14 protein-coding genes are annotated in these 12,510 nt (G+C 43.0%); 13 read left to right on the top strand and 1 reads right to left on the bottom strand.

Annotated features, from left to right (window positions below; translation table 11 throughout):
• Nucleotides 1-11: 11 nt before the first annotated feature.
• The 11 genes from paaB (at nt 12) to paaX (ending at nt 9,236) form a co-directional block, all read left to right on the top strand.
• A complete protein-coding gene (paaB, locus tag J2X07_RS00795) occupies nt 12-356 on the top strand; it encodes a 1,2-phenylacetyl-CoA epoxidase subunit PaaB (RefSeq protein WP_310255605.1) in 345 nt (114 codons plus the stop codon).
• On the top strand, nt 356-1,162 hold the full coding sequence (gene paaC, locus J2X07_RS00800) for a 1,2-phenylacetyl-CoA epoxidase subunit PaaC (RefSeq protein ID WP_310255606.1): 807 nt from the start codon (nt 356-358) through the stop codon (nt 1,160-1,162). Before paaB ends, paaC begins: the two co-directional genes overlap by 1 nt.
• A 20-nt stretch (nt 1,163-1,182) precedes the next feature.
• Nucleotides 1,183-1,692 carry a 1,2-phenylacetyl-CoA epoxidase subunit PaaD gene (gene paaD, locus J2X07_RS00805; protein ID WP_396193551.1) on the top strand — a complete coding sequence of 170 codons (510 nt, stop codon included), beginning with the start codon at nt 1,183-1,185 and terminating at the stop codon, nt 1,690-1,692.
• 33 nt (nt 1,693-1,725) lie between these two features.
• Nucleotides 1,726-2,031, top strand: coding sequence for an EthD family reductase (locus tag J2X07_RS00810; protein ID WP_310255608.1), 306 nt, complete (start codon nt 1,726-1,728; stop codon nt 2,029-2,031).
• The gene (locus J2X07_RS00815; RefSeq protein WP_310255611.1) at nt 2,024-2,800 is read left to right on the top strand and encodes an enoyl-CoA hydratase/isomerase family protein; all 777 of its coding nucleotides are present in this window, start codon (nt 2,024-2,026) and stop codon (nt 2,798-2,800) included. The genes J2X07_RS00810 and J2X07_RS00815 overlap by 8 nt, the downstream gene beginning before the upstream one ends.
• Nucleotides 2,801-2,810: 10 nt before the next feature.
• Nucleotides 2,811-3,581 carry an enoyl-CoA hydratase-related protein gene (locus J2X07_RS00820; protein WP_310255613.1) on the top strand — a complete coding sequence of 257 codons (771 nt, stop codon included), beginning with the start codon at nt 2,811-2,813 and terminating at the stop codon, nt 3,579-3,581.
• Between the two features lie 29 nt (nt 3,582-3,610).
• On the top strand, nt 3,611-5,119 hold the full coding sequence (locus J2X07_RS00825) for an aldehyde dehydrogenase family protein (RefSeq protein ID WP_310255614.1): 1,509 nt from the start codon (nt 3,611-3,613) through the stop codon (nt 5,117-5,119).
• A 284-nt stretch (nt 5,120-5,403) separates the two neighbouring features.
• Complete coding sequence (locus tag J2X07_RS00830; RefSeq protein ID WP_310255617.1) at nt 5,404-6,276, top strand: 3-hydroxyacyl-CoA dehydrogenase; 873 nt, start codon at nt 5,404-5,406, stop codon at nt 6,274-6,276.
• On the top strand, nt 6,277-7,482 hold the full coding sequence (locus tag J2X07_RS00835; protein WP_310255619.1) for a thiolase family protein: 1,206 nt from the start codon (nt 6,277-6,279) through the stop codon (nt 7,480-7,482).
• A gap of 19 nt (nt 7,483-7,501) precedes the next feature.
• Nucleotides 7,502-8,278, top strand: a complete 777-nt coding sequence (locus J2X07_RS00840; protein ID WP_310255621.1) for an enoyl-CoA hydratase-related protein — start codon at nt 7,502-7,504, stop codon at nt 8,276-8,278.
• A gap of 67 nt (nt 8,279-8,345) precedes the next feature.
• A complete protein-coding gene (gene paaX, locus J2X07_RS00845; protein WP_310255623.1) occupies nt 8,346-9,236 on the top strand; it encodes a phenylacetic acid degradation operon negative regulatory protein PaaX in 891 nt (296 codons plus the stop codon).
• 288 nt (nt 9,237-9,524) lie between these two features.
• Here paaX and J2X07_RS00850 read toward each other — a convergent pair whose 3' ends face one another.
• Nucleotides 9,525-10,040: a gamma carbonic anhydrase family protein gene (locus J2X07_RS00850; RefSeq protein ID WP_310255625.1), complete on the bottom strand. Its 516-nt coding sequence runs from the start codon at nt 10,038-10,040 to the stop codon at nt 9,525-9,527.
• A 68-nt stretch (nt 10,041-10,108) separates the two neighbouring features.
• On the opposite strand from J2X07_RS00850, the gene J2X07_RS00855 reads away from it, so the two are divergent.
• Both J2X07_RS00855 and J2X07_RS00860 read left to right on the top strand, forming a co-directional pair.
• Nucleotides 10,109-11,059, top strand: coding sequence for an NAD(P)H-dependent flavin oxidoreductase (locus J2X07_RS00855; protein WP_310255627.1), 951 nt, complete (start codon nt 10,109-10,111; stop codon nt 11,057-11,059).
• A gap of 36 nt (nt 11,060-11,095) precedes the next feature.
• Nucleotides 11,096-12,445, top strand: coding sequence for a sodium-dependent transporter (locus J2X07_RS00860; RefSeq protein ID WP_310255629.1), 1,350 nt, complete (start codon nt 11,096-11,098; stop codon nt 12,443-12,445).
• Nucleotides 12,446-12,510 lie beyond the last annotated feature (65 nt).

A 12,510-nucleotide genomic window follows, 5' to 3' on the forward strand; every position in this document is an offset into this window, starting at 1 on the left:
GGAAAATCTACGTGAACGCGCAGAATAATGAGTTTTATAACGTTTATGAAGTATTCAGCAAAAAAACAGACAAATCTCCGTTTCAGCACAGCTTCAGTCTGCTGGCTCCTAATGCGGATATGGCGCTCATCATGGCAAAAGAGAACTTTTTCAGAAGAGAGACAGTCGCAGATATCTGGGTCGTGAAAAGAGAGAGCATCCGAGGTTTGAGCCAAGATGAAAAAGAAATGCTCAAACGATTGGATAAGGAGTATCGAGAAACGAAAGGGTACGGTTATTTGAAGAAAAAATGGCGTGACTACAATCAAGAGCAATTTACCGAGAAGCACATTCTTGGCGGAAGGGGAGACAATTAATGACACAGGAAACATTGAAGCCACAAGAGAAAGCAGCGTTAATCGAGCTCCTCTATCAACTAGCAGATGATGATTTCATATTAGCCTTCCGCGGGTCAGAATGGCTCGGACTTGCACCGCATATTGAAGAGGACGTTGCTTTTTCATCAATCAGCCAGGACATGATGGGGCACGCGAACCTTTACTATCGCCTTCTTGAAGATTTAGGGGAAGGGGAAGCGGACAAAATCGCTCATCTCCGTCCTGCAGATAAATTCAGAAATGCCATTCTTTTAGAAGAAGTGAACGGACCTGGGACATATTTGAAAGAGCCTGATTATGATTGGGCTTTTGCAGTTGTAAGAAATTACTTTTATGCCGTGCACAAGCAAATTCGTCTAGAATCCCTCAGACACTCAGATTATGAACCATTGGCTGAAGCTGCACGCAAGATTATGATCGAACAGTACTATCATTTGATGCACTGGGAAATCTGGTTTAAGCAGCTTATGACGAGTACAGATGAAGCGAAGAAACGAATGACAGCAGCTGTTGAAAAGGTCTGGAAAGACTTTGGAGGTGTGCTTACGCTCGGACCATCGTACGCTGAAATCGTAAAAGCGAACCTGGTCGATGATGAAGCGGTCATGAAGAAGCGTTTTATGAATAAGATTGAAGCTGTTTTAAATGAGACAGGAGCGGCTGTTACTGGCGAACCTCGCATGGAAAGAGGGAACGGCCGTAACGGTGTTCATACGGATGACTTGAAAGATGCGCTTGCAACTTTATCAGAAGTTTATGCCACAAATCCTGCAACAGGCTGGTAATTAAGACGAGAAGAAAGGAGATGAACCACGTGTCCGAATCAATAAACAGCATGAAACTGACCGTTATGGATGTGCTTGGGCATGTTAAAGATCCTGAAATTGCTTCCGTCAATATTCTTGACCTCGGAATGGTTCATGAAGTGGAAGTAACAGATGGAACCGTGAAAGTATCTGTACTTCCTACTTTTTCGGGGTGTCCTGCTCTGCACATCATTGAAAGAGATATTAAAAATGCTGTCGAAAAAGTAGAAGGAATTACATCAGTAGAAGTGAAATTTGTATATACGCCGCCATGGACAACGGATCGGATTACAACAGAAGGACGCGAGAGATTAAAAGAGTTTGGCATCTCACCGCCGCCGGCAAACCATGTGATGGGTGAGCCTTGGGAAATCGACTGTCCATACTGCGGTTCAACATACGTAACAATGGAAAACATCTTTGGGCCGACAGCATGCAGAAGCATCCTTTACTGCAAATCGTGCAAGAACCCATTTGAGGCAATGAAACCTGTTGCCAATATGGGATAAAAAAATGAATGTAAAAATAGGGAGGAAACAAACATGGTAAAACTGATCGCACTTTACAAAACACCTGAGGATATCGAAAAATTCGACGAGCACTATTATGGACATCATACAGAAATCACGAAACAGATTCCTGGACTTCGTAAAATGGAAGTAACAAAAATCGTAGGTTCTCCGATGGGGAAAAGTGATTACCACATTCTTTGTGAAATGTACTATGACGACCATGATGCGTTAAAAGCGGCTATGAAGTCTGATGAAGGAAAAGCTTCTGGAAAAGACTTGATGAGCTTTGCAGCTGAACTTGTAACGCTCATGATCGGTGAGGAAGTCAATGAGTAATTACGAGACAATCATAACCTCAGTTGAAGATGGGATTGCCTTAATTCAATTAAACCGGCCTCGTGTACTCAATGCGATTAACAGGCCGATGGTTACGGAACTTTTAGATGCTTTTGAAGGATTTGACCGTAATGACGAGGTAAAAGCGATTGTTTTAACAGGCAACGAGCGTGCATTTGCTGCTGGAGCCGATATTGATGAAATGAAAGAAGATGACAGTGTATCTCTTGAACTATTAAACCAGTTTAAAGAGTGGGATCGTCTTGCAACAATCAAGAAGCCCATTATCGGTGCTGTTAATGGCTACTGTTTTGGCGGGGGTTTTGAATTAGCGCTGTGTGCTGACATTTTGTTTGCTGCTGAAAACGCACAGTTCGGATTTCCTGAAATCAAGCTGGGTGTTATGCCTGGTGCAGGAGGAACGGTCAAGCTTACAAAATTGATGGGTCAGAAAAAAGCACTGGAATGGCTATGGCTGGGTGATCCTATGACAGCTGGTGAGGCTCTTCAATACGGTGTGATTAACCGTGTGATTGCTCCAGAACTCGTGCTGGAAGAGGCGAAAAAATATGCAAAGCAAGTGGCATCCAGAGCACCGTTATCCGTTCGTTTAATTAAAGAAACCGTATATAAATCGATCGACTATTCAACGTACGAAGGCATGCAGTTTGAACGAAAAAACTTTTATCTCTTATTCTCTTCACAGGATCAAAAAGAAGGCATGAAAGCTTTTGTTGAAAAACGTCCTGCAGAGTTTAAAGGGAAGTAGGGGGATAACGATGTTTGAAACGATAAGCTATGAAACAAGAGGGAAAACAGCTTGGATTACATTAAACCGTCCAGATAAGCTAAATGCTTTTACATCCCTTATGCATAAAGAAATGGTGTCGGCGATTAAAGAAGCGAACAAAGACAGCAATGTAAGAGCGGTAGTCATTACAGGTGCAGGACGTGCATTCTGTTCTGGGCAAGATCTATCAGGCTCAACAGATACAGATTACGGTGAAGTGCTTCGTAAAGGATACAACCCGATGGTGCAAGCACTTGTAGCCATGGAAAAACCAGTTATCGCTGCAGTTAATGGTGTTGCGGCAGGTGCCGGCATGAGTTTAGCTCTTGCGTGTGATTTCCGTATCGCAAGCGAAAAAGCGAGTTTTATAGAAGCGTTCATTCATGTTGGATTAGTACCAGATTCAGGCAACCTTTATTTCTTGCCAAGACTTGTAGGACACGCAAAAGCGATGGAACTGGCTGTATTAGGAGAGAAAATTACAGCCGCTCAAGCGAAAGAATTTGGACTTGTTACAAAGACAGTGAGCGAAGAGGATTTCTTGCTGGAAGTGGAAACGTTTGCTGAAAAGCTATCTAACATGCCGACAAAAGCAATCGGGCTAATAAAACGCTATATGAATAAAAGCTGGGAAAGCGATTTAAATGAAGTGCTTGAATATGAAGCACAAGCTCAAAAGATCGCTGGAGAATCAGATGATCATCAAGAAGGATTACATGCCTTTTTAGAAAAGAGAAAACCTGCATTCACAGGCAAATAGACAGCTAAGAAAAAGGGGAGTGGCGTTCAATGAGTACATCTAAGACAGAGATAAAAGCAGTAAAACGCGATTTATATGACATGATTATTGGCGGACAAAGCGTTGGAGGTTCAGAGGGTGAGTACTTCGTAGCGTACAACCCTGCAACTGGTGAACCTTTAGCAAAAGTAGCAAAAGCGACAAAAGCCGATGCTGATCGTGCAGTTGAAGCGGCAAGAATCGCTTTTGAAACGGGAAAATGGAAGCGTTCTCCTGTAAATAAGCGCTCCCGTACGATGAACAAGATTGCGAGCATCATGCGTTCTCGTTTCAACGAGCTTGTTGAGCTTGAAATTTTAAACAGCGGTAAATCATTAAGCGCTGCACAAGGACAAGTGATGCAGGCGATCGAAGACTTTGAGTTCTATGCAGGTGCGATTGTAAGCCATCGGGGTGCAGTGAACCCGATGCCAGGACCTTTCATGAACTACACGCTGAAAGAGCCGCTTGGAGTATGTGCGCAAATCATTCCTTGGAATTATCCGATGATGATGGCTGCTTGGAAGATTGCTCCAGCTATCGCTGTTGGGTGTTCTGTAATTTTGAAACCAGCGAGTTTAACTCCTTTAACAGCAATCGTAATGACGGAGATCTGTCATGAGGCGGGTGTTCCTGAAGGTGTTGTAAATATCATTACAGGTGACGGCGCTACTGTTGGTTCATACCTTGCTGAACATGAAGGGGTGGATAAAGTCGCGTTTACAGGTGAAACAGGAACTGGTAAAGACATCATGGCTAAAGCTTCACAAACGCTTAAGCGTGTTACGCTTGAACTAGGCGGTAAATCTCCTAACCTTGTATTTGATGACAGTGATATCGATGCTGCTGTTGATGGATCTCTATTCGGAATCTTTTATAACACAGGCCAGTCTTGTGAAGCGCGCTCTCGTTTGTACGTTCAAGAAAGCGTATATGAAGCATTCATGGAAAAATTCGTTGAGAAAGCGAAGAGACTTGTTCTGGGCAATCCGCTTGATTCAGGTACACATGTTGGAGCCATTATCTCAGAACGTCAGCTTGAAGTGATCGATAGCTACGTGAAGTCTGCTGAAGCTGAAGGCGCAACGATAGCTTTAGGCGGCGGACGTGCGAAGGTGGATGGCTTTGAAAATGGTCACTGGTACTTGCCGACGATCATTACAGACGTAAACGAAGATATGAAAGTGGTTAAAGAAGAGATCTTCGGACCGGTTGTAGTTGTGTCTACATTTAAGGATGAAAAAGAAGCGGTTAAATTAGCAAACAACACCGATTTCGGTCTGGCTGCAGCGATCTGGACGAAGGATCATGCGAAAGCTACACGCGTTGCAGGTATGATTCAAGCGGGTACAATCATGATCAACTCACCGTTCTCTGCTTTCCCAGGAACCCCGTTCGGCGGGTATAAGCAATCCGGATTCGGCCGGGAGCTTTGTATCGAAACACTTGATCTTTATACAGAAACAAAGAGCGTCGTTTCCTACACAGGATCCCGACCGCTAAATCCTTTTAATCTATAGGGTATGTTTTTCAATAAGTGTGCTGCTTTTGGGTAATGCTTGAATGAGACTATCTTGCTAAGTTGATAGGAGCGGAAGATGCGAGACTCCTGCGGGACGAGTGGGACAGGTGAGACCATTTAATATCGCAATGCGATAAAGGGGCTCACCGCCCGCCCCGCGGAAAGCGAGCATCCTGCAGCGGAAATCAACTACCCTAAATAGCATTCAAAAAAGCGAGCCAGTGCGCTCGCTTTTTACTAAGATAATTTAAACACTTGTTTAAAAGAAAGGCAGGAGAAACCATGTTACAAAATGCAGTAGTCATCGGATCTGGTGTAATGGGAAGAGGGATCGCATACGTCTGCGCAGTAGGCGGTTTTGATGTTCAGCTCGTTGATGTGAAGGAAGAACAGTTGAATAATGCTAAAAAGGAAATCGATTCTATTTTTTCAAAAGCCGTATCGCGCGGAAAGCTTTCTCCAGAAATCGCACAAAATGCACAAGGAAGACTAAACTACTCAGCGAACCTATCAGCGGCGGTTAGTGCAGCTGATCTTGTGATTGAAGCTGTTCCTGAAAACATAGAGATTAAGCGTGCTGTTTTTGAAGAATTAGACCGGTCAGCACCAAGTCATTGTGTGCTAGCGACAAACACGTCAACGATGAGCCCTACGGAAATAGGTTCATTTACAAGCCGTCCTGAAAAAGTGATCGCGATGCATTTCTTTAACCCTGTCCACCGTATGCCGCTAGTTGAGATTGTTCGCGGACACGAAACAGATGACGAAACTGTTGAACTTGCAAAACAAGCGGCTGAGAAAATGGGGAAAGAAACGGTAACCGTTAACGAGTTTCCTGGTTTCGTAACAAGCCGGATTTCAGCAATGATTGGAAACGAAGCGTTTTACATGCTGCAAGAGGGGGTCGGAACGCCTGAAGACATCGATAAAGCAATCAAGCTTGGGCTAAACTTTCCAATGGGACCATTTGAATTGGGAGATTTAGTCGGACTTGATACTCGTTTAAACAATTTGAATTATCTTCATAAAACGTTAGGTGAAAAATATCGCCCAGCTCCTCTTTTGGTGAAGTATGTGAAAGCAGGACGCCTTGGCCGCAAATCAGGTAAAGGAGTTTACGACTACACGAAGGATAAAAGCGAGGTGAAGAAGTAAATGAAAGAAGTAGTAATCGTTGATGCGGTCAGAACACCGATCGGCCGCTATAAAGGAGCATTAAAAACGGTACGTCCTGATGATCTTGGAGCGGTTGTCATCTCAGCACTATTAGAAAGAAACAGTGCGCTGCCTGCTCATGATATTGAAGAAGTCATTTTTGGAAATGCAAACGGTGCAGGAGAAGATAACCGGAACGTAGCCAGAATGTCTGCACTTTTAGCAGGTCTGCCTGTAGAAGTAGGCGGTACAACGATTAATCGCCTATGCGGATCAGGAATGGATGCTGTTATATACGCCGCACGTGCGATTATGGCAGGAGAAGGCGATGTGTTTATCGCTGGCGGAACGGAAAGTATGACACGTGCACCGCTCGTTATGGGAAAACCTGAAGTGGAATATCCGCGTGGCGATATGAAGATGTTTGATACGACAATCGGCTGGCGATTTATTAACCCGCTTATGCACGAAAAGTTCGGTACGGATTCAATGCCTGAAACGGCGGAAAATGTAGCGAAGAAATTTGGGGTTTCACGTGAAGAGCAAGATCAATTCGCTTTCAACAGCCAGCAAAGAGCGAAAAAAGCGATGAGTGAAAACCGTTTTAAAGAAGAAATCGTTCCTGTAAGATTAGTAGATAGAAAAGGAAACGAAACGTGGGTGACAGAAGATGAGCATCCACGTCCTGATACAACATTTGAAAAGCTAGGTGCACTTAAACCTTTGTTTAAGGATGGAACCGTTACGGCCGGGAATGCTTCTGGAGTAAATGACGGGGCATCTGCATTATTATTGATGAGCCGGGAAAAAGCGGATGAACTCGGGTTAAAACCGCTAGCTCGTTATGTGTCATCTGGTGTTGCCGGTCTTGAGCCGTCCATTATGGGAGTAGGACCTATCGAAGCATCACGAAAGGCATTAAAACGAGCGGGACTTTCTGTTGAAGAGTTGGATCTCATTGAATTAAACGAGGCATTTGCTTCTCAGTCACTAGCATGTATAAATGAATTAGGATTAGATGCTGAAAAAGTAAACGTGAACGGTGGAGCCATTGCCTTTGGTCATCCTCTTGGTGCGAGCGGTGCCAGAATATTAACAACGCTTGTACATGAAATGAAAAAACAAGGCTTGCGATACGGACTTGCAACGATGTGCATCGGTGTTGGGCAAGGAATTGCTTCTGTTGTTGAATCAATCCAAGATTAATAAGGGGGAAGTTATAGAGATGGCTGCTATTTTATATGAAGTTAAAGACCATGTTGCATACGTAACACTGAATCGTCCTGAAGTATTAAACTGTTTTAACTTTGCTACGTTAAAGGAACTGGAAGAAGTCATCGAAGACATACATCACAACGCAGATGTGCGTGTTGTTATATTTACTGGAGCAGGAGAAAAAGCATTTAGTGCAGGTGCTGATTTAAAAGAACGGCGTAATCTTTCTGAAGCAGAAGTAAGACGGAACGTTCGTAAAATCAGAGACGTGTTTTCGGCTGTTGAAGCATTGCCGCAGCCGACGATCTGTGCAATCAATGGTCACGCGTTTGGCGGCGGATTTGAGCTTGCTCTCGCCTGCGACCTTCGTGTTTCTGTTAGAGAAGCATCAATGGGATTAACTGAAGTAAGCTGGGCGATTATCCCAGGTGCTGGAGGAACGCAGCGCCTGCCTAGAATCATCGGTCAAGCGAAAGCGATGGAGCTCATTTTAACGGCGAAAAAATTAATGGCTGAAGAAGCCTTTTCTTACGGCATCTTGAACCAAGTGACTTCAAGAGAAGAATTGATGGCAGTATGCGAGAATTATGCTGCGGCAATCATGAAGAATGGACCCGTTGCAGTGCAGCAAGCAAAGTATGCGATCAAGCACGGCACTGAAGTGGATCTTCAGACAGGTCTCGCGATCGAAGCAAAAGCGTATGAAGTTACAATACCGACAAAAGACCGAGTAGAAGCGCTTGTAGCGTTCGGGGAAAAAAGAGCACCTGTATTTAAGGGAGAGTAGCTTGTTCTTCTTAATATGATTCTGATAGGATTGTACAGACAATACAGGTACAAATGAGGTTATGAACATGCAAAACAGTTTGAACACACGCTCCATGATTTTTACCCTTTATGGGGATTATATACGGCATTATGGAAGTGAAATATGGATCGGCAGTTTAATTCGTCTATTAGAAGAGTTTGGTCATAATGAACAAGCCGTTAGAGCCGCCATATCAAGAATGAACAAACAAGGGTGGATTGCCGCCAGAAAGCAAGGAAACAAAAGCTATTATTATTTGACTGATCGCGGAAAAAAGCGGATTGAAGAAGCTGCTAAAAGAATTTTTAAAGTGCAGCAGGAACCATGGAACGGTGAATGGCTCATGTTCACTTATACCATTCCAGAAGATAAAAGAAGCATTCGGGACGAACTAAGAAAAGAACTGGTGTGGAGCGGGTTTGGTCTTTTAGCGAACAGCTTTTGGATTTCTCCTAATCAAGCAGATGAACAGATTAAATTAATGATCGATAAATATGCGATTGAAGATTATGTTCATTCGTTTACAGCGGTTTACAACGGACCGAACGAAAATGAAAAGCTAGTTTCAGAGTGCTGGGATTTAAATGACATCAATGAAAAATACAATTCGTTCATCGTAGCGTATTCGCAAAAATATGTCATTGATAAGAATAAGATAGAAAAAGGCGAAATGACTGATGGGGAATGCTTTGTTGAACGTACGAAGCTTGTTCACGAGTATCGCAAGTTTCTATTCATTGATCCAGGTCTTCCGCAAGAATTACTGCCATCAGAGTGGCTAGGGGACCATGCTGCGTCCTTGTTCAGTGATTACTACCGAGCCTTGGCAGGGCCGGCAAGCCGCTTTTTTGAGAGCATCTATTCTGACGGAAACGAACTCACTAAAAACTCAAAATACGATGTGCTGAATCATCCTTTAATCCAAGAAAACCGGTAACATGAAAAAGCACTTTCGCTCGATATTGACGAAAGTGCTTTCTGTTTATCTGAATTTAATTTTAGGCAGCCTCTTTTCTAAAAGATTGTTGCTAGAGAGGTGTCTTTGGAAAATTCTTCATTGAAAAGTTAATTGGAGCGGATGGGCGAGACTCCTGCAGGATGAGTGGGACAGGTGAGACCAATCAATGTCGCAAGGCGACGAATGGGCTCACCGCACACACTAAGGAAAGCGAGTCCAGCAGCGGAAATTAACGCATTCAAAAGCAACAAAGTTTACACAAACAGCCTACTTTTTTAATTCAGCGGCAAATTGTTTTCCTTTTTCATAATACGTATCAATTGTGAGTTGAATGAGTTTCAGATCTTCATCATTCAGTTCACGCACGACTTTTCCTGGTGAACCCATAACCATTACGCGGGGAGGTATTTTTTTTCCCGGAGGAATGAGTGTATTGGCACCGATAAAGGACTGCTCACCAATTTCAGCGCCATCGAGAATCGTGGAACCCATGCCGACAAGAGCTCCTTTTTTTATCGTGCAACCGTGCAGAATAACGTTATGTCCAATCGAGACCTCGTCTTCCAGCACGAGCGGAAATCCTTCGTAAAGGTGAAGTGTACAATTGTCTTGAACGTTTGTTTTTTTACCGATTGTGATAGGACCTTCATCGCCTCGCAGAACACTGTTAAACCAGATGCTTGAGCCTTCACCAATCTCCACATCACCAATAATATGTGCTCCAGGAGCGATAAAAGCGCTTTCATGAACGTTCGGCTTCTTTCCGTTAAATGGGTATTTCATAAGTGTATGCCTCCTCGACTATGTAATTAAATTCAGTATAACAAAGAAAAAATTAGGAGGTGGAGTTATTGAATTCGATTTGTGAAAAATTAAACATTACCTATCCAATTATTCAAGGTGGAATGGGGAATGTTAGTAATGCAGAATTGGCAGCGGCAATCTCCAATGCCGGCGGATTAGGTACGATAGGTGCCGGAACGATGTCACCCCAAGAAGTGGAAAAGTTGATAATTGCAACTAAGGGGATGACAGAGCGGCCATTTGCTGTTAATGTACCTTTATCCGTTTCATCAAATGTGAAGGAAATTTTGAAGCTAGTTATTAAGCATGAAGTTGAAGTTGTGTCATTATCTGCAGGAAATCCCGCTCCTTTTATTCCGAAGCTAAAGGAACATGGAATAAAAGTGATCACTGTTATTGCTACGGTATATCATGCGAAAAAAGCAGAAGCAGCTGGAACAGATTTAATTGTTGCAGAAGGCTATGAAGCTGCAGGGTTAAACTCTCCGTACGAAACAACAACGATGACGCTGCTCCCGCAAGTTTGCCGCAGTGTTTCCGTTCCGGTTATTGCGGCCGGTGGAATAGCAGATGGAAGCGGGTTAGCTGCTGCATTTGCACTTGGAGCACAAGGTGTACAGATGGGTACTCGTTTTATTGCCACAAAGGAAGCGCCTTTTCATGAATCGTACAAAACGTCCCTCGTACAAGCAGATGATACGAAAACCTTGATTGTCGGCCGCTCGATCGGAAAGATCAGAAGAGTGTATGATACACCTTATGCTCAGCATTTGATTCAACGTGAGAAAAACGGCGTCACTTCAGAAGAATTTCATCAGCTTACAACAGAGGATCACCATATTTTAGGTGCTGTAAAAGGTGATTTGGAGAATGGATTTATTAACAGCGGACAGATTGCTGGAGCAATAAATGATGTTCCTTCAGTTAAGGAATTGCTCGAAGGAATGATGAAAGAAGCAAAAGAAACGGTTAGTTTATTAAACAAACGTTTAATGTAAGCGAGTTGTGAATGAATTTGAGGAGGAAACATAAGTATGAATCAGCAAGATCAATGGACGTCGAAGCTCGCGTTCATTTTAGCAGCAGCAGGGTCTGCAATCGGGCTCGGAGCCATATGGAAATTTCCTTATGTAGTTGGAACAAGCGGCGGCGGTGCGTTTTTTCTTATCTTTTTGTTGTTTACATTTTTAGTAGGTTTTCCGCTTTTAATGGCTGAATTTGTAATTGGGCGGGGTGCCCAGAAAGAAGCGATTTCAGCTTACCGTACACTCGCACCTGGGTCAGCATGGCCATGGCTAGGCAGAATGGGTGTTGTTACTGCTTTTATTCTTTTATCTTTTTACAGTGTAATCGGCGGCTGGATCGTTCTATATCTTGGTAAAAGCTTTTCTTCTGGCTTTTTTAATCATGATTTTAATCAACTGTTTGGTCAATCCATCTCGAGTACGTGGCCGGCTGTCATTTCGCAATTTCTTTTTATGGTCATAACGATTTTTGTTGTGAGCCGCGGAATTAAGAATGGTATTGAAAAAGCGAACCAAATTATGATGCCTGCATTATTTGTACTTTTTGCAGTCCTCATTGTTCGCTCATTAACACTAGATGGTGCGATGGAAGGTGTGAAGTTCTTTTTGTACCCTGATTTTTCAAAAATCGGGGGAGACGATGTGCTCTTCGCACTCGGTCAATCGTTCTTTTCACTAAGTGTCGGTATTTCCGTTATGGTTACGTATAGTTCTTATTTAGGAAAAAATGAGAGTTTGACGAAATCGGCAACGACTATTGTGCTGCTGAACGTTTTGATTTCACTATTGGCTGGATTGGCAATTTTCCCAGGCGTATTCTCGCTAGGTCTTAAGCCGACAGAAGGTCCTGGGCTATTGTTTGTCGTTCTTCCAGCCGTGTTTGATCAAATCGTATTCGGACAAGTATTCTTTATCGTCTTCCTAGCGTTGTTCTTGTTTGCAACATTAACGTCAGCGTTTTCGATGCTTGAGATTATCGTTGCATCCATAACAAAAGGTGAATTAACAAACCGTACAAAATGGTCATGGATCATTGGGCTGCTGATTTTTGCATTCGGTGTTCCTTCAACACTTTCTTATGGTGTGCTGTCACATGTCACATTGTTCGATAAAATCATCTTTGATCAGTTGGATTACTTAGTAAGTAATATTCTGCTGCCTTTAGGAGCATTGCTGATATCGATATTTGTAGGTTATCGATATCCAAAAGACATGCTGCTCCAAGAGTTTAGAGCTGGATCAACTGTGACGGTTAAAGGTTTTGCTTTATGGCTTATGCTGATTAGATATGTTGTGCCTGTCATCATTTTTATCGTGTTTCTGAACACTCTAGGTTTATTTAAAATAATAACAGGTTAATTGAGAGTGACGCAGTTCCATTTGGTTCTGCGTCTTTTTTGCATTATAATGATGCAGAATGTGTA

The organism is Fictibacillus barbaricus (assembly GCF_031457135.1).
GTDB classification, from domain to species: domain Bacteria; phylum Bacillota; class Bacilli; order Bacillales; family Fictibacillaceae; genus Fictibacillus; species Fictibacillus barbaricus_A.